The sequence below is a fragment of the Blastocatellia bacterium genome (assembly GCA_035573895.1).
Classification (GTDB): domain Bacteria; phylum Acidobacteriota; class Blastocatellia; order HR10; family HR10; genus DATLZR01.
On record DATLZR010000019.1, the window covers coordinates 1 to 26,755 of the forward strand.

Annotated in this window: 23 protein-coding genes and 1 tRNA gene; 17 read left to right on the forward strand and 7 right to left on the reverse strand. The window is 59.1% G+C overall.

Translation table 11 applies throughout. From position 1 onward, the window contains the following. On the forward strand, window positions 1-929 hold a 929-nt coding region (locus tag VNM72_02230), incomplete at its 5' end, for a peptidase (GenBank protein ID HXF04216.1). Between the two features lie 475 nt (window positions 930-1,404). Here the strand turns inward: VNM72_02230 and nrdR are convergent. Then, entirely contained in the window at window positions 1,405-1,890 is a 486-nt protein-coding gene (nrdR, locus tag VNM72_02235) for a transcriptional regulator NrdR (GenBank protein ID HXF04217.1), read from the reverse strand. A 28-nt stretch (window positions 1,891-1,918) separates the two neighbouring features. After that, a complete protein-coding gene (locus tag VNM72_02240) occupies window positions 1,919-3,010 on the reverse strand; it encodes a lysylphosphatidylglycerol synthase transmembrane domain-containing protein (protein HXF04218.1) in 1,092 nt (363 codons plus the stop codon). Between the two features lie 177 nt (window positions 3,011-3,187). On the opposite strand from VNM72_02240, the gene VNM72_02245 reads away from it, so the two are divergent. From VNM72_02245 to galT, 8 genes are all read left to right on the forward strand, one after another. Continuing rightward, complete coding sequence (locus VNM72_02245) at window positions 3,188-3,442, forward strand: HU family DNA-binding protein (GenBank protein HXF04219.1); 255 nt, start codon at window positions 3,188-3,190, stop codon at window positions 3,440-3,442. 40 nt (window positions 3,443-3,482) lie between these two features. Beyond that, the gene (locus VNM72_02250; GenBank protein HXF04220.1) at window positions 3,483-3,914 is read left to right on the forward strand and encodes a MerR family transcriptional regulator; all 432 of its coding nucleotides are present in this window, start codon (window positions 3,483-3,485) and stop codon (window positions 3,912-3,914) included. A gap of 8 nt (window positions 3,915-3,922) precedes the next feature. Continuing rightward, window positions 3,923-4,000 (forward strand) — tRNA-Pro (locus VNM72_02255). Window positions 4,001-5,260: 1,260 nt separating this feature from the next. Further along, window positions 5,261-5,575: a hypothetical protein gene (locus VNM72_02260; protein HXF04221.1), complete on the forward strand. Its 315-nt coding sequence runs from the start codon at window positions 5,261-5,263 to the stop codon at window positions 5,573-5,575. A 359-nt stretch (window positions 5,576-5,934) separates the two neighbouring features. Next, entirely contained in the window at window positions 5,935-6,363 is a 429-nt protein-coding gene (locus VNM72_02265; GenBank protein HXF04222.1) for a hypothetical protein, read from the forward strand. 233 nt (window positions 6,364-6,596) lie between these two features. Continuing rightward, window positions 6,597-7,385, forward strand: a complete 789-nt coding sequence (locus VNM72_02270; protein HXF04223.1) for a Uma2 family endonuclease — start codon at window positions 6,597-6,599, stop codon at window positions 7,383-7,385. Window positions 7,386-7,591: 206 nt separating this feature from the next. Beyond that, complete coding sequence (locus VNM72_02275; protein HXF04224.1) at window positions 7,592-9,637, forward strand: glycoside hydrolase family 57 protein; 2,046 nt, start codon at window positions 7,592-7,594, stop codon at window positions 9,635-9,637. A gap of 36 nt (window positions 9,638-9,673) precedes the next feature. Further along, the gene (gene galT / locus VNM72_02280) at window positions 9,674-10,741 is read left to right on the forward strand and encodes a galactose-1-phosphate uridylyltransferase (protein HXF04225.1); all 1,068 of its coding nucleotides are present in this window, start codon (window positions 9,674-9,676) and stop codon (window positions 10,739-10,741) included. A 32-nt stretch (window positions 10,742-10,773) separates the two neighbouring features. Here galT and VNM72_02285 read toward each other — a convergent pair whose 3' ends face one another. Together VNM72_02285 and VNM72_02290 are read right to left on the reverse strand one after the other, a co-directional pair. Further along, window positions 10,774-12,570, reverse strand: coding sequence for a proprotein convertase P-domain-containing protein (locus VNM72_02285; GenBank protein ID HXF04226.1), 1,797 nt, complete (start codon window positions 12,568-12,570; stop codon window positions 10,774-10,776). 75 nt (window positions 12,571-12,645) lie between these two features. After that, window positions 12,646-13,131 carry a VanZ family protein gene (locus VNM72_02290; GenBank protein ID HXF04227.1) on the reverse strand — a complete coding sequence of 162 codons (486 nt, stop codon included), beginning with the start codon at window positions 13,129-13,131 and terminating at the stop codon, window positions 12,646-12,648. Between the two features lie 769 nt (window positions 13,132-13,900). Between VNM72_02290 and VNM72_02295 the strand changes: the two genes are divergently transcribed. The 4 genes from VNM72_02295 (at window position 13,901) to VNM72_02310 (ending at window position 17,517) form a co-directional block, all read left to right on the forward strand. Beyond that, window positions 13,901-14,752 (forward strand): deoxyribonuclease IV, encoded by an 852-nt coding sequence (locus tag VNM72_02295; GenBank protein HXF04228.1) that lies wholly within the window; start codon window positions 13,901-13,903, stop codon window positions 14,750-14,752. A 215-nt stretch (window positions 14,753-14,967) separates the two neighbouring features. Then, window positions 14,968-16,752 (forward strand): TolC family protein, encoded by a 1,785-nt coding sequence (locus VNM72_02300; protein ID HXF04229.1) that lies wholly within the window; start codon window positions 14,968-14,970, stop codon window positions 16,750-16,752. Between the two features lie 240 nt (window positions 16,753-16,992). Next, the gene (locus VNM72_02305; GenBank protein HXF04230.1) at window positions 16,993-17,217 is read left to right on the forward strand and encodes a hypothetical protein; all 225 of its coding nucleotides are present in this window, start codon (window positions 16,993-16,995) and stop codon (window positions 17,215-17,217) included. 57 nt (window positions 17,218-17,274) lie between these two features. Beyond that, complete coding sequence (locus tag VNM72_02310) at window positions 17,275-17,517, forward strand: hypothetical protein (GenBank protein HXF04231.1); 243 nt, start codon at window positions 17,275-17,277, stop codon at window positions 17,515-17,517. A gap of 369 nt (window positions 17,518-17,886) precedes the next feature. Here the strand turns inward: VNM72_02310 and VNM72_02315 are convergent, their stop codons facing one another. The 3 genes from VNM72_02315 to VNM72_02325 all read right to left on the reverse strand — a co-directional run bounded on the left by VNM72_02315 (window position 17,887) and on the right by VNM72_02325 (window position 23,033). Then, window positions 17,887-20,757, reverse strand: a complete 2,871-nt coding sequence (locus VNM72_02315; GenBank protein HXF04232.1) for a ComEC/Rec2 family competence protein — start codon at window positions 20,755-20,757, stop codon at window positions 17,887-17,889. Between the two features lie 621 nt (window positions 20,758-21,378). Further along, complete coding sequence (locus VNM72_02320; GenBank protein HXF04233.1) at window positions 21,379-22,242, reverse strand: DUF72 domain-containing protein; 864 nt, start codon at window positions 22,240-22,242, stop codon at window positions 21,379-21,381. Next, window positions 22,239-23,033, reverse strand: a complete 795-nt coding sequence (locus VNM72_02325; protein HXF04234.1) for an enoyl-ACP reductase — start codon at window positions 23,031-23,033, stop codon at window positions 22,239-22,241. Before VNM72_02325 ends, VNM72_02320 begins: the two co-directional genes overlap by 4 nt. Before the next feature lie 161 nt (window positions 23,034-23,194). Here VNM72_02325 and VNM72_02330 point away from each other — a divergent pair, with 161 nt between their 5' ends. The 4 genes from VNM72_02330 (at window position 23,195) to VNM72_02345 (ending at window position 26,745) form a co-directional block, all read left to right on the forward strand. After that, window positions 23,195-23,428, forward strand: a complete 234-nt coding sequence (locus VNM72_02330; GenBank protein HXF04235.1) for a zinc ribbon domain-containing protein — start codon at window positions 23,195-23,197, stop codon at window positions 23,426-23,428. Between the two features lie 38 nt (window positions 23,429-23,466). Next, on the forward strand, window positions 23,467-25,017 hold the full coding sequence (locus VNM72_02335) for an acyl-CoA carboxylase subunit beta (GenBank protein ID HXF04236.1): 1,551 nt from the start codon (window positions 23,467-23,469) through the stop codon (window positions 25,015-25,017). Window positions 25,018-25,109: 92 nt separating this feature from the next. Further along, window positions 25,110-25,616 carry a hypothetical protein gene (locus tag VNM72_02340; protein ID HXF04237.1) on the forward strand — a complete coding sequence of 169 codons (507 nt, stop codon included), beginning with the start codon at window positions 25,110-25,112 and terminating at the stop codon, window positions 25,614-25,616. Window positions 25,617-25,767: 151 nt separating this feature from the next. Continuing rightward, entirely contained in the window at window positions 25,768-26,745 is a 978-nt protein-coding gene (locus VNM72_02345; protein HXF04238.1) for an ABC transporter ATP-binding protein, read from the forward strand. Window positions 26,746-26,755: the final 10 nt, after the last annotated feature.

Genomic DNA, 26,755 nt, shown 5'->3' on the forward strand with positions numbered 1-26,755 from the left:
ACCCGCCGGGAACGATTTATATCCCTGCCACGCCGGCGACACCGGCGAAGCTGGAAAAGCTGGCGCGGGATCTTGGATTGAATTTTGACGCGACGACCGTGCGTCCCTCGGGCGATGCTTTCCGCTTGCGACCGGTACGCATTGGATTGTGGGATCGCTACGGGGGCTCAATGCCCTCGGGCTGGGTGCGCTGGCTCCTCGAACAGTTCGAGTTCCCCTTCACGGTCGTTTATCCGCCGACGCTCGACGCCGGGAATCTGGCGGAGAAATTTGACGTGCTGATCTTCGTCACTGGCGCGATTCCCGCCCGCGATTCCCGTGGAGGTGAAGGGTTCGGCAGCATGCCTGATCCACAAACCATCCCCGAAGAATATCGGGATCGTCTGGGGATGGTGACAGTGGCACAAACGGTCCCTCAGCTTCGCCGATTCCTCTCCGAGGGCGGCACGATTCTCGTCATCGGCAGCTCGACCAGTCTGGGATATCACCTCGGTCTTCCCATCGCTAATGCTCTGGTCGAACGACTGGCTGACGGAACCGAACGGCCCCTGCCGCGAGAGAAGTTTTATATCCCCGGATCGCTGCTCCAGGTTCGCGTGGACACATCTAATCCGCTGGCCTACGGTATGAGCGAACGCCTCGACGTCTTCTTCGACAATAGCCCTGTGTTTCGGTTGAAACCGGAAGCGGCTCTCGGTGGGGTGAAACCCGTCGCCTGGTTTGATACGGGGAGCCCGCTGCGCAGCGGCTGGGCGCTCGGCCAGAAATATCTTCAGGACGGCGTGGCCGTGATTGATGCAACGGTGGGCAAAGGCAAGCTCTTCCTCTTCGGCCCGGAGATCACGTTCCGGGGGCAGCCACACGCGAGTTTCAAATTCTTGTTCAACGGCATTTACTATGGCCGTTCGGAGCGGGTCGCGCTCCCCTGACGCTGTCTTCAGGCTTGCCGATCGGCCGCAGGGAAATGGTCAGAATGCGCTTCGGGGAAATCGGTCATCGGAGCGAAAAAATGGGGCCACAGCCCTCGAAGGGGTGGCCCCAGTAGCCCGGCATTACGCGCCTGGAGGAGCCGCCGACGGCACGATTGGCCTCGAAGGGCGAAATGAAAGGGGCTCATGCCCTTTCAGGGCTTAAGGTCGAGGGCGTTCTCCCGTTCTTAAAGGTCGCCCCAGGCTCTTATATCCTGCCCCCTTCACGTTTTCCCTTCGACGTTCACTTGCGCCGAACGATCACTCGGAGATCACGTTACTCTGGCGAAATTCCATTTCGAGAAGCGGGGAGCGGGCCGACGGCAAGTGGGAGAGACCCTGCGGCGTCAAGACTTCCAGCATGAGTGGATCCCGACAGCCCGTTTGTGTGGGCCGGACGGGCGAGGAGTTTTGGTTCATTCCCGTGGAGGGGGTGTTAGCGTCCGGTGCGACGGGTGGATTTCGGCTCCTTCTTTTTCACCAGCCGTTTCAATTCCTGCATGAATTCCGAGACATCCTGAAATTCGAGGTAAACCGAGGCGAACCGCACATAGGCCACTTTGTCGAGTTCTTTTAATCGGCGCATGATCAGCTCGCCGATCTTTTGCGTTGGGCGTTCTCGGTCGGGCGAGCTGCGCACGTAGGCATCAACGGCGTCAACAATCCCCTCGATCTTGGCCATGGGGATAGGACGTTTCTCACAGGCTTTCATGATGCCGGCCAGGACCTTTTGCCGATCAAAGGGCTCCCGCCGTCCGTCCTTCTTGATGACCATGTAGGGGACCTCGTCAATCCGTTCGTAGCTGGTGAAGCGACGACCGCACTTGAGGCATTCTCGTCGCCGACGGATCGAATCCCCTTCCCGCGATTCGCGGGAATCCACCACCTTATCCTCGAAGTATCCACAGAAGGGGCATTTCATAAGCTTCACTCCACCGTACTACACTCGGCTAAACGCAGGGGGTGACATCCTGATGAGCCGGTTGATCGGCCCTCTTTGCCATCCTCACTGTTCTCCTTGACTCCGGGACGTGGAATTCGCTCTCGACCAGGCGACGGAGTTTCCCCAGCGAGAGTCTATCGCGGATGAGGAAGTAGGGCCCAAAGAGCACGGCCGTTCCAAAACTGACGATATGAAGCATGATGGCCACGCTCGCCGCCAGATTCTTTTCCACTCCGACCAGCATGAGCCCGGCCATCGTCGTGGTATGAAAGGCTCCGGCGGAGCCGCCGGGCGTCGGCACCAGTGATCCGATCATGGCAAATCCCAGGACGAACAGGATGGACCCGAGCGATAGGTTCAGGCCAAACGCCAGACCCACGCAAAAGAAGCTGATCACGACCAATCCCCAGACAAGCAACGTGTAACCGAGCGTCACGGCCAGCCCCCGGAGGTCGTGCAAGACATACAATCCTTCGGCCAGATGGCCGAGAAGGTGGAGAAGGATGACGCGAAGGGATGTCGGCAGCCACCCCACGTGCTCTTCGACAAAGGTGAGAACTCCAGGGGCGTGACGACGAAACATCGAGAGACCCCACACTCCTCCCAGCGCAACCAACAACAGGATCGAGCCCGTGGTTTTCAAAGCTTGCCAGGAGTGGAAGTCCGCTGTTTGGGGTTCTGACCAGGCCGTCAGATCCAGGGCGAAGATCACACCAACGGTCACCATATCATAGAGGCGTTCGACCAGAAGCGTGGCGACGCTGGCACTTGGGCGAATGTGCTCACGCAGACTGAGGATCACGGGACGTACGGCTTCGCCGACGCGACCCACGAGAAAGATGGCAGAATATCCGACGACATTAGCGGCGAAGAGATTTCTCACCGAGGCCGTTCCGATGGGAGCCAGAAATACCCGCCACCGGAGGGATCTCACCAGGTAGGTGAGAGCGATCGGGCACATCGCCACCAGAATCAGACCGACATTCATCTGGCCAAAACTGTCCCGCACGGCCTGCCACTCCAGCCGATGGAGAAACCATGCGCTGAGGACGAGGGCGATGGCCAGCCAGATCAAGAATTTCACCGTCGTCCGACTCATCGGTCACGATCCTGCTCCCGGCACATTATCGGCTCCCCCCGTGATGTATGGTTGCGTCAGGGGTGCGCGGACGCTAAGGCTAGCCGAAGGCAAAGCCTAAGGTCAAGACAGACACCCTTGTTGACAGTCCTGAGGGAAATGCGTAAGATAGGACGCCGAAGACGGGGATGAAGGAGCATGACCAAGGCCGATCTAGCACGCGCTGTTTATCATCGTCATGGGGGACTGTCGGCCCGTGAGGCAACGGCAACGGTGGATTTGATCCTGGACATCATCAAACGACGGCTCGCCGACGGTCATAAGGTATGTCTCGGTCGGCTGGGAGTTATGGAGGTAGTTGAACGCCGGTCGCGTCGGGGTCGTCGCCCCGCGCCTGGCAAAAAACCGATGACGCGAATCTTGCTTTATCGCCCGGCGCGGGCGCTGCGCTGATGCCTCGTGCCGGGGATCGTTTCATCGGGAGACGACGACCATGCAGCAACCGCTTACGGCCATACCGGATAAGCTGTATTTCAAAATCGGCGAGGTCTGCCAGATCACGGGAATTCAACCCCATGTGCTCCGCTACTGGGAGACGGAGTTCCCTCAACTCGCTCCCGAGAAGAACCGCTCGGGACAGCGTGTGTACAAGCGTCGTGACATCGAAATCGTCCTCAAGATCAAGAAACTGCTCTACGAGGAGAAGTTCACCATCGCCGGAGCCAAACGCCGTCTGGCCGCTGAAACCCGCTTCAAAGTCGTCTCGTCCGATACGTCCAACGACACCCTCGATGCATCCGCTCCGTCTGAGATCGAGCCTCCCTCTCGAAGCCTCGAAGCCCTGAGCCAGATTCGACGCGGCCTGGAAGAGTTGTTGGCAATGCTGCGGGACAATGATATAATCACGTCCCGAACGAAGAGATGACGAAGGGTCGGGACGTGGCGCAGCCTGGTTAGCGCGCTTGCTTGGGGTGCAAGAGGTCGCTGGTTCAAATCCAGTCGTCCCGACCACTCTCCCGTAAATTGCCACGGATACACACAGAGGAGCACGATTCGAGGAATTCCCGGCGAGAGAATCGTCTGATCTGACGGAAGTTAGCGCCCACCCCCGGGTTTTGCCCTCCTGCCCCGTCTCTTTTGCCCGTTGCCTTGGCCATTTTGCACAAAAATCTTCCCACCCGCTCAACCCTCACGCCACCTGATCACTTTCCACTTCACCGGGATTTCCTGCCACTCCGTGGTCCGTGTTCATCCGTGGTGAGATTTTTCATAGCCCCTCCCCATGAGCAATTCCCGGGACCAACCAGGATGTCTCACACGAGAGCGAAGTCAGCTCAGAGCGTCGAAGGCACACCTTGCCTTCCCCAAAAGGCACGTGATAGCATTCGACCGGTTTCAAGGCGGTGAGGGATCACCCCCTGTGCGGTAACAGGTGGTGAGAGGGAGAGCGTTTCGGTAATGAATCAGGGGCCAGGTGGGTCACTGTTTCGCTCCGCCGGCAGAGCACGGCTTCGCCTCAGGGCGCTCGGCCCACCCGTCCCTAATCTCACAGTGGTCCCCGGCATGGGTCAAACTGAGGGGACGTCCACTTCCGGCATGCTTCTCACAGGCCAAGCCAAGCAGGCTAAGATGGCTGCGCTCATAGAGATTTTCGGGAGAGTTATTCATGGAGTACGGGCTTCTACCCTGAAATCGTGAAAATCAGAATCGCCCACGGATGAAACGTGAGGGAATTTTTCAAAGAAGGCTCTATGGCGATTCCGGTTCTCGTCGAAGGCAAGCGAAGGTGGAGGCGGTCAACCGCCTGGAGGCAGCACCGGCGCAGTTGCTTCCTGAAACCCCTGCTACTATGAGGAATGTCAGGGCATCATGGCCCACAGCAGCTATGGCCGTACTTTATTGGGGTGGGAGTACCGTGAAGACCAAAGTGCACAAGGTGCGATACCTGGCCTGGCGCACAGAAGCAGGTGTCATTGCTGAACGGCATGCTCGAAGCCACGCCCGGCATCAGGTACTTCGATCTGGTAGACGCATAAGCTATGTGCATCATCGGTGGAAAGGAGTGATGGCTGCCAAGCACGCCAAAACCGACAGAAAGAAGAAAGGCATCGCCGGTAGATTCGTGGATCTCCCGTGCGGTGGCTGACCTACGCTCGTTTTCGCCGATCGTGTATTTGGCGGGTTCAGGCGAAGTCAGGAGTTAACGGGTTCTTGAGGCCGAGCGCGATGGCCCATAACGCTGCTAGATTCGCAAGAAAGAGGAGGATAATTATGCAATTTGTCGTGATCGCCCACCATACACCGAACTTGTGTCCAACCTCAAACGCCAAGATCCGGGGACTGCTCAAAGAGAGTGCGAAAGAGATTCCCCACCTGGCCCAACGGCTTGGGATCACAATCATCAGCTTGAACGTCTGCGGACCTGAGCACCAGGTCCTTGCCGTGATCGAGTCGCCAGATGTTGAAAGAGTCCACCAGTTTATCATGGGGGCGCGCCTCGTTCAGTGGAATACTATCAATGTCCATGCAACCTGGAGCCTGGAGGAAACACTGGCAAGGGCTGATGCCTTGCCGCCCATCTTTTGAGCTTCTTGGGCGAAAAGTTCGTGGGAACACAAAGCAAAAGCGGCGCTCCCGAAATTTCCTGCTGCGGAGTTCACAGGGTGGAAACAGGTGCTCGACGCGCTTCGTGCAACGTCATCAGGGTGTATCTCAATGGCCCGAGGTTGACGAAGAAATGGAAAAGTACCAAGGGATGTCCATCGGGCGGAGATCTTCGCAACAGGTTGGCGTGCTTCGCGCGCTCTTTTTCACAAGCGTCGCCCATGTGCTCATGCACGAGAAACGAAAATGCATTTGCCAGCGGATGGAAGGTGCCGACTGATGAGTGATCCGTTGGAACCTTTCATCCGCTGGGAGATTATTTTTCACGGGAGACAATCGGCATGAACTGGAAACTGATCGTTTCGCTGAGCGGGTTAGGCGTTCTCATGGGAGGCGCGTCCGTGTTGGGTTTAACGAGGGGATCCGAAGGTGTACTGTGGCTGGTCTTCGCGGCGCTTGCTACGGTAGTGATCGTCAGGAAGGCGCAGACGCGCCCGTTGCTCCACGGGTTCTTCGTGGGATTGATTGGAGGCGGCCTCGCTCCGGTCGTGCAGTTTCTCTTCTTCTCGACTTACCTGGCCAGTAATCCCGAGGTCGCCGAGCAATTCTCCCGCGTGCCAAGCGGCCTGGGCGCGCGATATTTTGTCCTCGTTCTCGCGCCCGTCATCGGATTGGTGAGTGGAGTAGCGCTCGGTCTGATTTGTTGGTTGGGCGCACGGCTGGTGGTGAGACGGAAAGGTCCTGCCGCAGGGGATGCGATAAGCGGTTGACTCATATGGTCATGCGAAACTTGAGTTCCCTGTGAACTCTCACCGATCAGACCTGGAGTTGGTCTCCTGGCCCTGCTGCCCGGCGTGCGCGTTCGGTTCGGTCGGTGGGTCGAGATGCTGGCACAGCCGAGACGGTTTCTGCTTCACGCTCGGCCATGCGTCAGTTCGGGTGGCTTGTCTTGGGGGAAGAGAGGGAGTAAGATAGGCGCTGTTACGGGCAGAAGCTAGCGAGTATGGCTGAAATGACTGCACCAGAAATGCCGATGGCCGAGATCGAATGGCCTCCGACGGAAGATGAGCTTCCCTGCGACGATGGGATCCCGATGGAGACGCAACGCCACGTGCTGCAACTGGACTTGTTGATGGATCCGCTGCTTCTGTATTGGGCCGAGCGGCAGGACGTTTTCGTGGGGGGCAATATGTTCATGTATTTCAGTTTGGAGCAGGTGCGGCGGCAGGATTTTCGGGGGCCCGACTTTTTCATCGTTTTGGGGGTGCCCAAGAGAGAGCGCAAAAGCTGGGTGGTGTGGCAGGAAGGGAAGGGACCGGATGTGGTGATCGAGCTTCTGTCCGAGAGTACGGCGGCCCGGGACAAAGGGGAGAAGAAGCAGATTTACCAGGATCGTCTGCGGGTGCCGGAGTATTTCTGGTACGATCCGTTCAGTGGCGAGTGGGCGGGGTTTGCCCTGCGAGAAGGGGTCTATGAGCCGATTGAACCGGATGCACAGGATCGGCTGATCAGCCAGCAGGTGAAGCTGGCGCTGGTGCGGTGGGAGGGAACATACAAAGATGTTCCGGCACGATGGCTGCGCTGGGCGACGTTAGAGGGAGAACTGCTGCCCACACCCCAAGAGCTGGCAGCGCAGCAACAACAGCGGGCCGAAGAGGCCGAGCAGCAAGCCGCGGAGGCACGTCGGCAGGCCGAAGAGGCACGTCGGCAGGCCGAAGAAGCGGCGCGGCGTGCTGCCGAACTCGAAGCCCTGCTCCGTCGCTACCGTGAGCGCTTTGGCGAACTCTCCTGAAAGGATACAGTTCCCCTGGTTGCATCAGGTAGACCGGGAACCCGGTTCTTCAAAATCAGTCCTGGAAACACAATCACCCTGGGAAACGAAAGGATCTCCTGATCTCGTCTTCCGGGCCTCATTTCAGGCGCCGTCCTCAAGTGATTGCGGAATCGGGCCATTGGTGTTACTTTTTAGCCGTGGATAGCTCGATGAGGTAATGACCCATGAAGCTCCTTTTCCTCTGGCACCTCCACCAACCGATGTACAAGGATTATGCCTCTGGGCGATATTGGCTTCCCTGGGCGTACCTGCACACGACGAAGGACTATTTTGAGATGGCGCGAATTGTCGCATCCTTTCCCCGGTTGAGGGTGACGTTCAACCTTGTTCCCAGTCTGCTTGAAAGTATTACCGATTATGCCGCGGGGCGAGCGCTCGACTCCTTCCTGGAGCTTTTTTTGAAGCCGCCGGAGAGGATGGAGGGGGGAGAGAAGGAATTTCTCATCGAGAACTTTTTTCATCTCAATCTCCAGCGCATTCACTCGCACGCACGATATCGTGAGCTGTATGTGAAGAAGATGGAACATCGGCCGTGGAGCGATGACGATGTGCGCGATCTTCAGGTGCTCTTTCATCTCGCCTGGATGGGCGAGAGCATGCGGCGAGAGGATTCGGAGATTCGGCGGATGGTCGAGAAAGGCCGAGGCTATACCGAAGGGGATAAACAGCAGCTCTACGACAAAATGGTGTGGATCTTCCGCTCGACGATTCCCCTCTTCCGGTCTCTCTGGGATGATGGACGCATCGAGATTTCCACCACGCCGTACTATCATCCGATCCTGCCTTTGTTATGCGATGCCCGCATTGCCCGCGCCTCCGATCCGGAGATTAAGCTCGGTGACGTAACGTTCCGTCATCCCGAAGATGCCCGAGAGCAGACTCGTCAAGCCCTGGATGCGTGCGAGATGATTCTGGGGCGACGGCCCGTGGGCGTTTGGCCAGCCGAAGGAGCGGTGAGCGATACGGCGCTGGCGATCCTCGGTGAGTGTGGCATTTCCTGGACCGCCAGCGACAGTGGCGTGCTGGAGCGCAGCTTGCCTCCGGATGTCCCCCGATCCGGGGCCCATTTCCGGCCCTATCTTTACCGGGATCGGGAGCGAACCCTGACGCTGTTTTTCCGCGATCACGGTCTGTCTGATCTCATCGGCTTTGTCTACTCTCATTGGCGGGAGGAAGAAGCAGTTGAGGATTTCATCAGCCGATTGCGGGTCATTGAGCAAACACATCCTCAGGCGGTGGTCTCCATCATCCTCGACGGGGAAAATCCCTGGGAGCACTATCGGGCTAACGGCTATGATTTTCTCACGGCGCTCTATCGGCGCATCGAACGAGAGTCGTGGATCGAGACGCTCACCTTCAGTCAAGCCATGCAGAAAGTCTCCCTGCGAGGACAGCTCACCCGTATTCATCCGGGATCCTGGATCGGAGCGAACTTCAACACCTGGATCGGCGATTCGGAGAAAAATACCGCCTGGCTCTACCTGGAACGCGCCCGCCGCGTGCTGGACGAAGCGGCTCAGCATGGGGCCAGGGATATGGAGCTGGCGCGGCGGTCGCTGTGGGCGGCGGAGGGCAGCGACTGGTTCTGGTGGTTCGGCGAGCCCCATCACAGTCCTCACGACCCGGTTTTCGACTGGCTCTTCCGCACTCATCTCCGCAACATCTACAGTGGAGTCGGCGTGGATGCTCCATCCTATCTGGAAGCTCCGGTGGGCATCCACATGGGAGCCCTGGTGCGCACGCCGGTAGCTTTCCTGCGGCCAATCCTTGACGGACGCGACTCCCATTACTTCGAGTGGCAGCCGGCGGGACTGCTCAATCTTCAATCCCGCGGTCCGATGGCCCCCGCGCAGTCGTTCCTGACCTGGCTCTACTTCGGATGTGATGAGGAGAATCTTTTCCTCAGGGTTGATTTTCGGGAGAAAGCCAGTAAAGTTTTGGCCGATTCGACGCTGAGAGTGGAAATTTATTCGGCGCGGGGAGGGAAGACGCTGGAGGTTGGCGCACAGACACGATCGGAACAAGCGGCAGTGAAGGACATCGTGGAGCTGAAGATCGGTCTGGCCGAGGTCGGTCTCGCCTTCGGCGAGAGTTTCGATCTCGTGCTGATCCTGCGCCGCGATGGGGAACTGGAACGCTACCCCCCTGGCGGAGTGGTGAAACTCACTATGCCCGAGCGAGATTTCGAGAGTGAGAATTGGTGTGTGTGAGCCAGAGGAGTCATTCGGGGAAGGAAGGAATAAGTCATGCGTGAACTGCGATTCGATCCGCTACGAGACCGATGGGTCATCATTGTGCCGGACCGGGCGCGACGACCGAGCGACTATCTGATCGAAACGGGAGCCGGAGAATCCGGCGATACGCACGCGGCGGCCTGTCCCTTCTGCGAGGGGAACGAGGCCAAGACGCCCTCGGAGATTCAAGCCATCCGACCGGCGGGCACGCCACCGAACACGCCGGGCTGGCGCGTCCGCGTCGTCCCCAATAAGTTTCCCGCTCTGCGCATCGAGGATCAGGCAGTGCGCTATGGCGTCGGCATCTTCGATGTCGTCAGTGGAGCGGGCGCCCATGAAGTGATCATCGAGACCCCCGATCACACCAAGAGCTTGGCCGATCTCCCCGTCGAGTGGATCACCGACGTGCTCTGGTGTTATCGAGAGCGGATCCGCGACCTTTATCGTGATTCCCGGCTGCGCTATATCCTCGTCTTCAAAAACCATAAGCGGGAAGCCGGTGCTTCCCTCGTTCACACTCACTCGCAGCTCATCGCCACGCCAATGGTGCCGCCCACCGTCAAGCAAGAGCTGAAAATCTGCCGGGAACATTTCGTCACCAAGGAACGATGCTTCATCTGTGATCTCATTCGTCAGGAGCGAAGTCAGGGCGAACGCATCGTCTATCAGAGCGACGACTTCCTCGTCTGGGCACCGTTTGCTTCGTCGTTCCCCTTCGAGACGTGGGTCCTGCCCGTGCACCACGGGCATGATTTCTCCCGCTTGAGCGATGAGGAACTTCGGGCGCTCGCCCCGGTCGTGAAAGTCAGCCTGCTCTCGCTCAAGAATCTCTTGAATGATCCCCCCTACAATTTCGTCCTCCACACGAGCCCGCCTCCCTTCAAGCGACCGGGACATGCCGATTACTGGAGTTCCATCGAGTTTGATTATCACTGGCACATCGAGATTGTTCCCCGTCTGACCCGCATCGCCGGATTTGAGTGGGGAGCGGGGCTTTTCATCAATCCCACCCCGCCCGAAGCCGCCGCCGACTATCTCCGGCGAGAAATCAGCGAGAACATGAAGACAAATAACTTCTGAACCCGGTCCGGTGCGCGTCCAGTCGCCCGGGCTCAGGTGTGGGTGAGGATGATCTGCCAGAAGATCAGATCGCCCTCCACCAGGTTGAACTGCCGATCCCGTACCTCCAATCGCCAGGTCCCCAGCGAATCCTTCCCGTTGAAGACCGACAGCGGGGATTGGGGACGGAATCGTCCTGTGTGGGGAGCCGATCCCGAACCGATGGGCTGGGCCGCGCTATCGTCGAGAATCGTATCGGTATAGTTCACGCCGGAGCCAGCACCGGACAGGAGCACGACGCGTGTGCCGTCCGGCCCGACGAGCGCCACTTCCAGATCGGATACGCGGTTGTGATCAATCGTCAGTTGCACATCGAGATCGGTGATGGTGAAGCTGTCGCTGATCGTCAGCGTGGATGTGGTGACCGGGGAAGGCCCGACGGCCTCGTTGATATGAAGCGGAACGTTGGTGCTCTCATACGGTGTGCGCGACGTGCCGGGCGAGGTCGTCGTAATGGTTATGTCCCAGGACAGGAGCCGACCGGGAATGACGTTATTGGGTGGAAACGATGTGTCCCTCACTTCCAGCGTCCAGGTACCAGCCGCATTGGCCAGGCTATCGAACGTCGCCAGGCTTCCTTGAGGCTTGAATCGCCCCGTGTACGGAGCCGATCCTCCGGTGATGACTGTGGCAGCTTCATCGTCGAAGATCGTGTCGGTGAAGTGAGCCCCTCCCCCAACGCCAGTCACCAGCGGCACCCGCGTACCGTCCGGGGCAACGAGAGTCATCTGAAGTTCGGACACATTGGGGTGATTGATGGTGACGCGAACATCGAGATCGGCGATGGGAAGCGCTTCCGAAACGACCAGCCGCGATGTGATCGTCGGATTAAAGGCCGGAGGCGAAGATTGAAATTCAAGGATGTCTTTAGGGACATCGGTGCTCGCAAACAGCGTCTTGCGCGTAGGCGGTGCTTCGCTCGTCAGGACGAGTCGCCAGGAGATGAGCGCTCCGGTGTTGCCCGACCGACTATCGCGGATGATGAGCGTCCAGACACCGAAGGAGCTTTCCCCGTCGAAGGCCGATAGCGACTGTTCGGGCTGAAACCGCCCGGTGAAGGGGGCCGATCCCGCCGCGATCGGGACCGTTGCTTCGTCGTCGAGAATCGTGTTGGTGAAGTTATTCCCGAAGCCACCGACGCCGCCAAAAAGTCGCACGACTGTGTTCGCGGGAGAAACGAGAAAGACCGCCAGGTCAGCATCCGCCGTGTGGGTGATGGTCAGCTCAACATCGAGGTCGAAGATCGTCACATTGGAAGGGATCACCAGGTTGGATCCGACGAGGCTCGCGTCGGGGATGACTTTGGGGACGTCCCCGCTCGTGAACGTCGTGGTAATCAGTTGAAGAATGCGAAGCGTGAACGATTCCTGAAACGTCCCCTCGTTACTGACCAGGAACAAGCGAAAGCTGATCGTTGTTCCCCGGGGCACCGCCGGGTTCACGCTGAAGACAAACGGCGAGGTGTTGGCCGCCGACGTCCCGGCGGGAATATCGGGATAACTGGCCACGCTGGTGATGACCGACACGCCCGGCGTGAACACCGAGAGCACGCCGGAGATGCGCGTCGCGCTCGTCGTTCCGTTATTTTTCACCGTGATGGTGAGGGCAATGGTCTCGCCGGGATCAATGATGCGATCCCCATTGCCGCCGCTTCTGTCGTCAATTGATGTGGCTTGAATGACAAGCTGGGGAAGAGCCCGCGCCTGAAGCGGAACACCAACGGAGAGAGTCAACAGCACGATCATCATCCCCTTCGCTGTCACACGATGCACCTGCGGTTGTCGTCTCATAGCCGCTCTCCTCGGGACATCCTCGTCCCTGAATGATAAAGAGTGGATCCACCATAGGTGAAAGATCGCGTGCCGTCAATGGTTGCCGTCCACGGTCTTACCCGCAGACGCGGGTGATGGCCGAACGCCGGTGCTCCGGCTGAATCGGCGTCGGACAAAGAGAGTGAGGAAGCCCAGCGCCATCGCTGCGCCCACTGCGTCAAGAACGACGTCGCTGTAGGTGCCGCTGCGCGTTGCCGTCCACGTTTGCCGGTATTCGTCCACTATGGCCCAGGGCACAACGATAGCGAGCGGGCGAGTCACCCACCGCCAGTCCCACGCGTGGGAGGCTCCCCACCGGAAGGCGCGAAACCAAAGAGCGGCGAAAATACCGTACTCAACAAGATGGCCCAACTTTCGCACCAGACCGTGAAGCCGGAGGATCGTCTCGGGCGATGCTTCGGGAAACATCCACTGCAAAAGCGGCACGATGAAACGCGAGGTGTGCGGCATCCCCAGCATGTCGCCGGAAAATCCCAGGATCATCACCCCCCAGATTATCGGGGGCACCCACCGCGTCATCCCCTCCCGAGAAAGTGGGCGATTCACACCGATTCTCCCTCGAAAATCCCTCGCCCACAGATGAAAGGTCCCCACAGCATCGGCGGGAAGATCATTGTTTGTGACATCCGTGAGCACATGCCGATTTCTCAAACAATAGCCCGCGAGACACCCGAAATGACGCGGAAAAGTTCTCTTCGCTTCCGGGTGGTCCTCCCTCGCTCCGCGAAAAGCTCCTCCGAAGACGGCTTGTTCCTTACATCGTGCCAGGCGTCAGCGCATGAGCACACTCAGCGATTACTTCCTCCCTTGAAAATAATCTCCCAACGGATGAAAGGTTCCAACGAATCGCTCCTCAGTTGGCCTTTTTCATCCGTCGGCAAACGCAACTTCATCCTTCGTGGCATGCATGAGCGCACGGGCGATCTCTGTGCGAAGGTTCTTAGTGTCGCAAACGGAGACGAAAAATGCAAAGGTCTTTCCCTTTTTTGGGGTCTCCCGTAAAATGTCGGCTGTGAGGAGAGCGATGATGGACGTACTGACAATCATCCTTTTCATTGCCGTCTACATTATCCTGACGCGCTATATTTTCCCGCGCCTGGGAGTGCCAACGTGAGCTGCACCTGCGCGCCGCCGCGGATCGGCAGGCACGGATTCGCAGAAACAGGACAACAACCGATGTCGGTGATGTGGCGTGGGCTTTTGAGCCTGCGCATAATCGGAGATGGGAGGATTCGCCCTTCAGTTTCATTTCGGAGAGGAAGGGGGCTCTCTGTACACTGTCCCCGCCATGATTCGCCTGGGAGTACATGCATCCATTTCGGGCCATCTGGCCAACGCCATTGACGAGGCTGCCCGATTGGGCTGCACGACAGTGCAAATCTTCTCGGGCAACCCGCGGGGGTGGGCAGCCGATGCATTGAGCAAGGACGAAGTCCGCGCTTTTCTCGTTGCCCGAGAGCGAGGGGGAATCACGCCGCTTGTGATCCATTGCGGTTATCTCATCAACCTGGCGTCGCCCAATCCCCTCATTCGTCAAAGATCGGTCATGGCGTTTCGCCGGGAGCTAGAGCGCGCCATCGAGTTGCGGGCCGACTACCTCGTCGTCCATCCGGGAAGCGCCAAAGATCAACCCGCCGAGAGGGGCATTCACCATTGTCGTGACGCAATTCGGCGAGCCGTTCGAGGATTGCGCCTCACCCGCCTGACCATCCTCATCGAAAACACCGCCGGTCAAGGCGGACAGATCGGGCGGACGCTTGAGCAACTGGCCGACCTTCTGGAGGGGCTCGATGATCTGCCGGTGGGCCTTTGCCTCGATACGGCTCATGCCTATGCTGCCGGATACGACCTTTCGACGGAAGCCGGAGTCGGGGAGTTCCTGTCGCGTGTTGACTCGGCGGTCGGCATGGACCGCATTGCCGTCATTCATGCCAATGACACCTGCATTCCACTCGGCGGTCGGCGCGATCGCCACTGGCACATCGGCCAGGGTCAGATCGGCCTCACGGGCTTCCGGGTGCTCGTCAATCACCCGATACTCGGCCATTGTCCCTTCATTCTCGAAACGCCGAAGAAGACCCCCGACGACGATCCCGCCAATCTCGCCCAACTGAAAAAACTGGTTGCCTCGATTCGGTAACCTGTGCTAGCCTAACGGGCGTTCGGTGCTGTTGACGATGCGAGACCAAACGAGGACGAGCGAGCAGGTCACCGGAGAGCAATGAGCGTTCGAGCGGAAACGGTTTCGCGCGGGCTACTGATCATCCCCCGTCAGAAACCCCTGTCCGATGAAACCATCGGTCAGACCCTTTCGTATCTGACCGAGGATTTTTCAGGAAGGAAGGAGAGTGAGGTATGAGACATAAGACAAATATGCAACGACGATATGTCGCCGCGATCTTCGGAGCGTCGCTTTTATTCTCCACCGTGAGCACCATCAGCGCTCAGAATCAGCAACCTCCCCCGACGCCGACTCCCGCTTCATCGCCGCAAAAGACCGAGTTCGGGCGGATCAAACCGTTGACTGTGCCCCGCGTCGGGGTCAATCCCGATCAATTGATGTATCTGTCACTGCACGACGCGATCCTCAAGGCGCTGGAGAACAACAATCAAATCCAGATCGAACGGACGACGGTTTTGGGCAATGAGATGAGCCTCAAAGCGGCCACCGGGGCTTACGACATCACCGTGGGAGCCGACCTCAATGCCCAGACGGCCACGCGCCCGACGACCAGCTCCTTCACCACCGGTGCGGGCACGCCGTCGTTCACCAATCGGTCGCTCACCTATAACTTCAGCGCCCAGCAGTTGTTGCGGACCGGGGGCACCTGGCAATTTCAAATTCAGAATCTGCGCCAGACGACCGATCAAGTTTTCGTCCAGCGATTCCTCGGCATTGAAACCCGCGATTCGGCGGTGGCGTTCAATCCGTCGTTCACCTCCTCGATCAGCTTCAACCTGCGGCAGCCGCTCTTTCGCAATTTCCGCATTGATCAAACGCGGCGGCAGATTCAAATCTCCCAGCGGGCGCTGGACCTTTCCGACAGTGCGTTTCGCCAGCGGGTGATCGAGATCATCACCCAGGTGCAAAACGCCTACTGGGATCTGGTCTTCGCCATTCGCAATGTCGAGATCGCTCAGGAGTCGCTGCTGCTGGCCAAGACCAACCTGGAGAACAACCGCAAGCAAGTGCAGGCCGGAACCCTGGCTCCCATCGAACTGGCTCAATCGGAAGCCGAAGTTCAGCGTCGGACGCAAGAACTGACGCAGGCCATCGGCAATGTCACCGTCGCCGAGAATACGCTGAAGAATCTCATCCTGGGTGATCCGAATTCCTCAGAATGGACGGCCAATATCGTTCCCACCGAAAACATCGAGTTTCTTCCCCCGGCGATTGACCTGGAGAGCGCGTTGAAGCTGGCGCTGGCCAATCGTCCGGAACTCGAACAGCTCCGCTTCCGCAAGGAGCAGAATCGGATTGATCTGAAATATTTCGCCAACCAGAAACTGCCGCAGATTGATCTGGTGGCCAGCTACAGCAGTGCAGGTCTGGCGGGAACGCCCACGAAAATCACCACCATTAAAGTTGACGAGGAAGGCAATCCCGTCCGCGACGAAGAAGGGAACCTCGTCCTCGAACAACGACCGCGCGATGTGCCGCCGCAATTCATCGGAGGCGCGGGCAAGGCGCTCCGCACCGCCTTCTCCAACGATTTCCGCACCTACAGCTTCGGTCTCTCGTTTAGCTTCCCCATTCGCAATCGCGTGGCCGAGGGGCAATACGGGGCGGCCCTGGCGCAGAGTCGCAGCCTCGATTTCCAGGAGCGGCAATTGATCCAGTCCATCAGCGTGGAAGTCCGAAATGCTCTTCAGCAGGTGGAAGTTGCCCGTCAGAACATCGAAGCCGCTCGCGCCGAACGCATTTCCCGCGAACGTCAACTGGAAGGCGAGCAGAAGAAATTCGAGGCCGGCCTCTCGACGACCTTCTTCGTCCTGCAATTTCAAAATTTCCTTTCCCAGGCACGGGCCCTGGAACTCCAGGCCCTGGTCAACTACAACAAGGCGATTGCCAATCTCCAGCGCGTCATCTCCACCACCCTCGATGTGCACAATATCCAGGTGTCATCGCGGGGGAAGTAGGAATCGGGATGATTCTGGCATAGCCAGCACGGATTCACCCGATAAAACTAAAACGGCAAGAGGCGGCGGGATAATTGCTCCATGAGCCCCCGCCCTCTGCCTCTCATCGAGCGCGGGGGACTTAGGCCGCGCCCCTCACCGGGAACCGCGCAGGAAATATTTCTTGACATCAACATCCCCAATCGGTATACTGGCGAGCGATTTTGCTTCAAATCCTATAGCAGGGCGGAGAAACGAGTTATGAGAAAGGGACTGGTTGTTGTAATGATGGCTGCATCAGTGTCAGGGTGGCTTATCGGTCTGGCCGCGCCGGCCGTGCTCTTCATTGTGCTGACCTTTCTCGGCTTCGGGACAGGCGGCATTGGACTCACGGCGTTGCTTGGAGTCCTCTTAGCTGCCCTTGGTTTCGGTGGCCCCGCGGATGTTGTCGGTCTTACTCCGGCGCTCTTTGTCTTTGGGCTGTAATGATAACTGTGGCAGACTCTGGCTTTTGATCAACGATATTCTCTTGCGGAGGAGTCTATGAGGAAGGTGTTCGTAACGCTAGGACTTGTCGTTGGACCCGCCGTTTTCGCCGCTTCACTGGGCGTTATGCCTCACCTTATTTTTCTGCTGGCGCTCTTTTTAGTAGCCTCGGTGATTGATCCAACGTTTTCGTTGGTGGGGATTGGGTTTATCGCGTTGATCCCGATCGCCCTTTTTGCCCTCCTTTCGTTCCTGGGAGGCGATGTCCGGGTTGACGATCCGCTCAACTTCTTCCTGTAAGAGTAACCGTGCCGCCGTGGTGTCACACGGCGTAAAGGGGGAGCAACTCTACCGGCGGGATCGGTGGCAGGCATGAGACAGGGGGCAAGCGTTGACTGCGGCTCCGGTAGGTGGGGTGCTCCCCTAGGTTGTAGTATTCAGGCTTAGGCTTAGCCCCCTCGGACAAGCGCGTTCCACGTGCGATAATCCTCTGCATTTTGCCGCTTTTCTCCAGGAAGGCGGAATAATTCTCGCCAAATCACCCGCATTCTTTGGGACTAAGAACCAGTGTTGACTTTATGATCCAGAGTTCGCACAGGAAGGCTCATGTGTGCTCGCGGAGGCAGAAAGTCTCTCAGTGGGTCGGCGAGGGAAGAGGTTTGTGCAGGGTTACAGTTGGCTGTGGGTACGCATGTGGAGAATCTGGCCATCGGTCTCGAATGTGATCATGCCGTCGCGGCCTGTTTGCAGGAGGCAGACTCCCCGGGCGCGATAGCGTTGCACCACATCGGGATGGGGATGGTGGAACGGACTCCGCTCTGGAGCCGTGATGATCGCCCATGCCGGCCGGACGCGGGTGAGGAAGGGCTCGGTGCTGCTTGTGCGACTGCCGTGGTGCGGGACCTTCAGCACCTGACTGTGGAGATCGAAGCCGGTCTCAAGCAGTGCGTGTTCCTCGGCCCGCTCGATATCTCCCGCCAGGAGAATTGACATCCGCCCATAGCTTATGCGCAGGACGAGCGACCGGTCGTTACTCCATCGAAGCGGTGGCGCATCCTGGCGCGGCGGCCAGAGGACGACAAACTGCACGCCCGCTATCTGAAAGCGGTCTCCCATGCCCAGGACCTGGACGGGAATCCGTCGAGAATCGAGTACTCTCATGAACCGGTCAACCCGCGCGTCAGCCACAGGGGGCTGAGCGATTAAAACTCTTCCCACGCCGAAGTTTTTCACCACGGCGAAGAGGCCGTCGAGGTGATCTGCATCCGCATGCGTCAGAACCAGATAGGCGATCCGCTTGATGCCCCGTGACCAGAGAGCTGGTGAGACGGCTACTTCGCCGACCGACCGGCTGTCATCGGTGAAATCGGGCTCCATTTCCCCTGTGTTACCCCGAGCGGTGATCGTCTCGCTGGGGCCAGGTCTCGGTTTTCGTGCAATCTCCTCCCATCGGAACTCCCCGCCTCCATCAACGAGCATTATCGTTCCATCCGGCAGCTCTAAAAGAGTACAATCCCCATGCCCTACATCGAGAAAATGGAGGCGGAGCCATCCCTTTTGATAGCGGTGGCTGACGGGATACGTGGCGATCAACAAAAAGCTCACGACCCAGGCCACTGCAACGAGATGCGGCAGAAGCCGCCGTCGGCTGCGGCGCGATCCCACAGGCAGGATGGCTTTCTCCTTCGCATGCTGCCGGGGATGAAACGTCACCGGTTGCCAGCGACTCAGTCGAACAGCCCAATAGACGAGCGTCGCAAAATAGACGACATAGATCACGACCCCGGGACCGGAATACTCGGGCACGCGAAAGCTCGCCCCGCGAAAACTTAACGGGAAGTCGAAGCTTCGCATCATCGCGTCGGTCAGCCGATCAGTGACACGTCCAACCAGATAAGCCAGTGGGAGGTCCATCACCGATAGCCCCAGCGCCAGAATGGCCGATGATCCGATCAGGGTCACAAAAAGGGCGATGACAACGTTGAGGACAATTCCCGCCAAAACGACGCGATGGAAATAGATGGCCATGAGCGGCAGAAGCGCCATCTGAGTAACGCCGGAGACGAGCAGGGAAAGAACGCAGAAGCGCACGAGAGGCTGAACTCCCGGCAGGCGACCGAGCCAGCGAGCTGCGTCAGCTTTGTCCAGGCGAAATCGAATCGGCGATGCCTGCTGGTCACGCTGAAATCGGCGCTCATCCCAGAAGAGCGTTTCCGCCAGGAATCGCACAGCAGGCGGGCAGGACGGCGGTTCCGGCGTCTCAACCGTAGGTCGCCACTCGCCGATGGCCCGAAGATGACCAACGAGGGGTAGACTGAGCAGGACGATGCTGAGCACGGCGAGAAAGGTCAGCTGAAAAGAAGGCGAAGTCAGCTCCTGTGGATTATGACTGAGCAGTAGAAGCGCCGCCAATCCCACCGTGTTGACCGGCTGAGCCTGGCGAAAGACAAACGGGGCCGCGAGCATCACCGTCATCATCACCGTCGCCCGCGTGACCGGAGCCTGTCCTCCAACGGCGACGGTGTACGTCCAGAGGAGAAAAATCGTCGGCAGCGCCCGCAGCGCCCACCGCCGCGTGTAGTGCGAGATCAGCCAGAGGATCGCTCCGGCAATGGCCGCGATATGGGCTCCCGAAATCACCAGCAGATGAAAGGTCCCGCCGGCGCGGAACCGTTCGGCAGTCTCTTCGTCGAGGAAATAGCGATTCCCCAGCAAAAGGGCTTTGAGAATGCCGGCCGTGCGGGCAGAGAACAGTTGGTCAATCCGCCTCTCAGCAGCCTCTCGGAGATCATAAACGACGGTCCGAAACGACAGCGACTCGTTTCTTTCCAGCAGGGTGATAAGCAACGGACTTTTCACCACCCCGGCGAGATCGTAACCGCGCACCTCCAGATACTCGCCGTAGTCGGACACACCGGGATTGCGATAGCTCCGGGGACGATTCAGTCGCGTGAGGATTCGCAGCCGGGCACCATAGCCGAGACCTGCTTCCTGAAGCCGATCGAATTCCCGTTGTGCCTCCTCATTGCTCAGCATCACCATGAGCCGAAGGCGACCGCTGGCGGGATGCGTCTGTCGTCGCGTCGTGATCCTCTCGACGCTGACATCGAGGTAGGCGCGAAGGGGAGCCCTTTCGGAAGGACTCACGAGCCGCCCGATGACTTCGACCGGATCATCCGGGCTGATCACCCCGGTATCGAGAAGGCGACGCAGACGATGCTCGGCAACATGATGAGCATGGACCCGAGCCGAGAGGGCGCCAAGCACACCATAGCCGACCAGCAACACGGCGAAGAACACAACCGATGCGACAGACCTCTCCGAGGCCGCTGCATCCGAAGCCGCATTCCGTTCGAGGCGACAAAGATACCAGTGGACGACCGCACAGAAGCTTCCGCAGGCGAGCGTAAGAGCAAGGAGCAGGGGGGCCGAGACGGTCGGTCCGAGAAACCGCCCCAGATAAACTCCTCCGGCAAACGCCACACCCATAAAGAGCAGCGGCTGAAACGTCGGGTGAAGAGGAAGGACTCGGTCACGCATGGTCCTTTTATACCGTTTCAAAAAACGTGATATGTTGTTGGGGCGTCCCTCGGGCCCCGTGTTCTTCCACCCGCGTCGTGGGCGGGGGACATATTTCTTCGCGCGCGACCTGGGATTGCCCACTCCCGCCGGTCTCGCGGGTGAGGGTGTGACCCTTGCTCTCGAAGATGATATGATGACTCTCCGTCACGGTCAGGCATTCTCATCGCAGTCTCTTTCCCGGCCCCCACACTCTGCAATCCGGTGGCTCACTTATTGGCATCGTTTCTGCTTCAGAACATGCTCATGAAGGTCGAGGTCATCCTTCATCCTGGCGAAAGCGGCAACGGAGGGTATCCCGCCGATCTTTCCACCGCGTCTCAATCTGTGCCGCGAGGTTTACGGGAGGGCGAGAGCCGACACGGGCACCCCACCCGGCTCTGGGCCACGGAGGCCGTTGAACAAGTCGCTCCGGGTTGCTGGCAAGCGGGATCCTGCTGGAGGAAGGCCGGAGGTGTGCCCGCCAGACCAACTCCCACCGCCAGCTCGTTCGTCAACATGGACGCGATAGACAAGCACCTGTCGCACATCAAACGTCCGGAGGTCCCATACACGGTAAATGTGGATCGTCCTGTGATGCCCTTAACAGGACTTTCTCCACACTTCCTCAAACAGGCGAATCGAGCCGATGGCAAATCCCGCGTAGTGGTTGTTGAAATAGACGTAGATCTCAATCCCCCGCGCGGCGAGTCGGTTGATGGCCGGTACCCACCGCTGCATGTCTGGCGTTCGATCCAGGACGAGTTCGTCCCACTCCTTTTCCTTCCTTCCCTCTTTGATGAGTCGGGCGACGAGCGCATCCATCTGCTTATGATGGCCGAGGAAGCGAATGAGGGTGAAGTCGGTGGTGACGACGTCTTTCTTCTGCATCAGCTCGTCGAGAGGCGGCATGGTGTAATAGCTGATGAGCGTCAGCGCGATGTCGTATGTGCGAAGGAGGGAGAGGAGGTCTTCGGTCACCCAGCCGGGATTTCTCACCTCAACAGCATAGCGAAACTCACGGGGGAGCGTGGGCAGGAAAGTCCGCAGCCGACGGAGGAAGTCCTCGCCGGTCCGATACTCGTGCTCATCTTTTCCTTTGGCGACGTAGGGGAATTGAAAGACGAGCGGGCCCAGCCTGTCGCCGAGCCGCTCCATCGTCCGAAGAAACTGCGTCATCTCCCGGTCGCAATCCAGGAGATATTTCTTATGGGTGATCGTTTGAGGCACTTTAGCAGCGAACCGGAAGCCCTCCGGCGTGCGCTGCCGCCATCCGTCCACCAGCGCCGGTGAGGGCGGGTGATGCCAGGTGGCATCAATTTCCACCGTATCGAAGTGGCGGGCGTAATAGCTGAGGAAATCAGCCGGTTTGAGTTCTGGGGGATAAAAAACGCCGTACCAGTCGGGCGATGACCAGCTTGAGGTGCCGACGTGAACCGTCGGAGGGAAAGGACTCGCACGAGTCATGATGCCGTATCCGGTGCCGAGTCGGGCACCGTCATCCCCATGATGTGGTATCCACCGTCAACGAAGATGATCTCTCCGGTGATGCCGCGCGAGAGATGGCTGACGAGGAAGAGGGCGACATCAGCGACTTCGCTCGGATCGGTATTTTTGCGCAACGGAGCCGTTTGGCTGACGTGTCTGAGCATCTTCGTGAAGCCGGGAACTCCGCTGGCCGCCAGCGTGCGAATGGGGCCCGGCGAGATGGCGTTGACGCGAATGCCCCTGGGACCCAATTCGTAGGCCAGATATTTCACCGCCGACTCCAGCGCCGCCTTGGCTGCTCCCATGATGTTGTAGCCGGGCATGACGCGCTCGCTTCCCAGATAGGTGAGCGTGACGATGCTGCCGTGACCCTCCATCAAGGGGGCCGCCCGCCGCGCCAGTGCAATGAGCGAGTAGACGCTCACGTCATGAGCAATGCGGTAGCCCTCGCGGGAAGTGTTGATGAAGTCGTTCTCCAGGTCCTCGCGGGGCGCAAACGCCACCGAGTGGACGAGAAAATCGAGTTGCTGAAACTCCTGAGCCACCGCCTGGAAGACGGCCTCGATCTGAGCGTCATCCGAGACATCACAGGGGAGAAGAAGAGGATTATCCAAAGTGGCGGCCAGCTCGCGCACGTTCTCGCCCAGTCTCTCATTCTGATAGGTGAGAGCCAGGCGTGCTCCGGCCTGAGCCACTCGCTGGGTGATCGCCCAGGCGATACTTCGCTTGTTGGCGATTCCAAAGACGATTCCTTTTTTCCCTTCCAGCATGGCCACAACGATAATCAATCGCCGGGCGAGCGTCAAGCATCTCCCCGCGCAGGCGATGCCACCGGGATGCCCCTCCGCACCGAGACTGGCAAAGAACCGTCTTGTCCAGACCGAACCCGTCTGATAGATTTATCCCCCGACGACGTCGAGAGAGAACGAGCATGCCGATCTACGAATATCAGTGCGAAGTCTGTCAGGAGAAATTCGAGAAGATCGTCTTCAACGCCGAGGCCGCCGTCGTCTGTCCCCGGTGTCACAGTCAGCGATGCGAGCGGCTTCTTTCGACTTTCGCTTTCAGTCTGGGCGGTCGTTTCACTCCGAGCGCGATGGCCGGCGGATGTTCGGCCTGCCGCGGCGGCGGTTGCGCCTGTCACCACTCGTCATCGGGACGATGAGGCGGCCGAGCGGGGAAACCTTCCTCGTGGAGTGAAAGATGGCCATTGAGGAAAAACTTCGGGTGTTGAGCGAGCGTGAACGCCTGGCGGAAGCCGGTGGGGGAGCCGAGCGCGTCGCCCGTCAACATGCCGAGGGAAAATTGACGGCGCGCGAGCGCATCGAGCTACTGCTCGATGAAGGCACGTTCGAGGAGTTCGATAAGTTCAAAACTCACCGGTGCACGGATTTCGGCATGCAAAATGAACGCTATCTCGGCGACGGAGTCATCGCCGGATGGGGCAAAATTGATGGGCGCACGGTGTTCGTCTTCGCTCAGGATTTCACCGTCTTCGGCGGATCGCTCTCCGAGAGCAATGCCGAGAAGATCTGCAAGATCATGGACCTGGCAATGAAGGTGGGCGCTCCGATCATCGGCTTGAACGATTCCGGTGGAGCGCGCATTCAAGAAGGCGTGGCATCACTGGCCGGCTACGCCGACATCTTCCTGCGCAATGTGCTCGCCTCCGGCGTCGTTCCTCAGATCTCCGCCATCATGGGACCGTGTGCGGGAGGAGCCGTCTACAGTCCGGCGCTCACCGATTTCATCATCATGACCAAAAAGAGCAGCTACATGTTCATCACCGGACCCGACGTCATCCGCGCCGTCACCCATGAGGATGTGACCAAGGAAGACCTCGGTGGAGCCATGACGCATAACACGCGCAGCGGCGTCGCCCATTTTGCTGCCGAGGATGATGAGGATTGTCTCCACCTCATTCGAGAGCTGCTCTCCTTCATGCCGTCGAATAATCTCGATGATCCGCCCCGGCGGGTCTGTCATGATCCGATTGATCGGGTGGAGGAGCGATTGAACACGATCGTTCCGTCGGAGCCTCATCTCCCCTACGACATTCGGGACGTCATTCATCTGGTCGTGGATGATGGGTATTTCCTCGAAGTCCAGGAGCACTTCGCCCAGAACATCGTCATCGGGTTTGCCCGTCTCAATGGCCGGCCCGTGGGGATCGTGGCCAATCAGCCGGCGGTGCTGGCGGGCGTCCTCGATATTGATGCCTCGGTGAAAGCCGCCCGCTTCGTGCGTTTCTGCGATTGTTTCAATATCCCGCTGGTGACATTTGAGGACGTACCGGGATTTCTTCCCGGCGTGGATCAAGAACATCGAGGGGTGATTCGACACGGGGCCAAACTCCTCTATGCGTTCGCTGAGGCGACGGTGCCGAAGGTCACGGTCATCACCCGGAAGTCCTACGGGGGAGCCTATTGCGTCATGGGGTCCAAGCACATTCGCACCGATGTCAATTACGCGTGGCCGACCGCCGAGATCGCCGTCATGGGCCCTGAAGGAGCCGTCAATATCCTCTATCGTCGTGATCTTCAACGGGCAGCCAATCCCGAGGAACTGCGTCAGGCTCTGATTCGCGAGTACGAGGAGAAGTTCGCCTCGCCCTACGTGGCGGCGGAACGGGGATTCATTGACGAAGTGATCGAGCCGAAATGGACCCGACTGAAACTCATTCGGGCGCTGGAGATGCTCGACACCAAGCGGGATACGAATCCGCCAAAAAAACATGGCAATATTCCGCTCTAGGAAACGACCGGGATTGTTGGTTTCTCCCCCTGGCCCGCGCCGAGGGCGGAACCGGCTTCCCGCTCGGAGAGCGACACCGGAGAGCATTCTTCATGATGGAACCGACGCGGTGGAGCGATCTTCTCAGGCAGTGGGTGCCGGGATATGCGGGGTATGCTGACCGGCAGCACCGCCGCGCATGTGAGACAGCCTATCGTCAGTACCTGGCCGATCAGGTGAGCGCCCTGCAGCCCCCGCTCGATCGTGTGATTCGTGCGCTCGCCGATCAGGGAAAAGTCATCGAGGTCCTCCCGCTCGAACGAACGCGCCAGCGATTGGCCGATATCGAGCAGAAAATCCGCACAACCGACTACGCCTCGTCGGCCTTCTTTGAAGGAACCGTTCTCGAAGAGACTGCCCTGGACCGCCTCTACCAATACGATCTCGTGCTCATCGAGCAGGTCCGCGACCTTCACCGACAGATCGAGCAGTTCGAGCGAGGTCACCCGTCGCAGGAGGACCTGGTGGCCGGCGAGACCCTCGAAGCCGCCGCCGTTGCCCTGAGCGCTGAATTCGAGCAGCGAACCGATCTCATCCGCACATGGACCTGGAGCGAGTGAAACCTGACGGTGCCCCGGGCGCCCGGAAGGCTCACGACAGCTTCCCGGCAGGCCATCTCCCCGACGACAGGGCAGGAGTTCCATTGCGACTTCTTCCCGGCATGAGAATGTCGTTTGCTTTGAGGGTACGTCATCGGATATGACCGCGGCGATGATTGCCACTCAGCGTCTGACGAAAATCTACAATGGAACGGTCGCGCTTGATGGTCTCACTCTGACGATTCATTCCGGCGAAATCTTCGGTGTCCTGGGACCGAATGGGGCAGGGAAGACCACAACCGTGCGGTTGCTCGCCTGTTTGATCGCGCCGACATCGGGTGAGGCTACCATCGCGGGATACCGGCTCGGACGCGACGATCACATCATCCGTCGTCTCATCGGCATCGTCACCGAGTCACCCGGCCTCTACGAGCGGTTGAGCACCTGGAAGAATCTGGACATCTACGCCCGACTCTATGGCGTGAAGAACGCCGCCGCTCAAGTGGAAAAATATCTCCGCCTGCTCGATCTCTGGGACCGACGGCATGAGCCGGTGGGAACCTTCTCCAAAGGGATGAAGCAGAAAGTGGCCCTGGCCCGGGCACTGGTGCATGAGCCGCGGATCTTGCTTCTGGATGAGCCGACCTCCGGGCTCGATCCCAAGACGACAAAGACCGTCCGGGATTTCATCGCGCAGCTTCGGGACGAGGGGCGAACGATTCTCCTCTGCACCCACAATCTGGACGAGGCCGAACGGCTCTGCGACCGCATCCTGGTGCTCAAAACCCGCGCCGTGGCCGTGGATACGCCGGAAGCGCTCCGCCGTCGGCTCTTCGGTCGTCGGGTGGTCGTCACGCTCCGGGCCATTGATGAGCCAATCCTTCGAGCACTTCGTTCGCTTCCGGTCGTCAGAGACATTCGCCAGGAAAATCACCGGCTGGTCATCGAGGTGAATGATCCGGAGAACGATAATCCGCTCCTCATTCGCGCTCTCGTCGAGGCCGGAGCCGACATTCAGTTCGTCACCGAAGAGGAGCACTCGCTCGAAGATGTCTATTTGAAATTGATCGAGGAGGGGGCGGCTGGCGGGGGTGCTTCGCCCGTGACGGCCCGCCCGCACTCGCCACCGAGGCAACACGGAGTTTCGTAAGGGAGCCGGG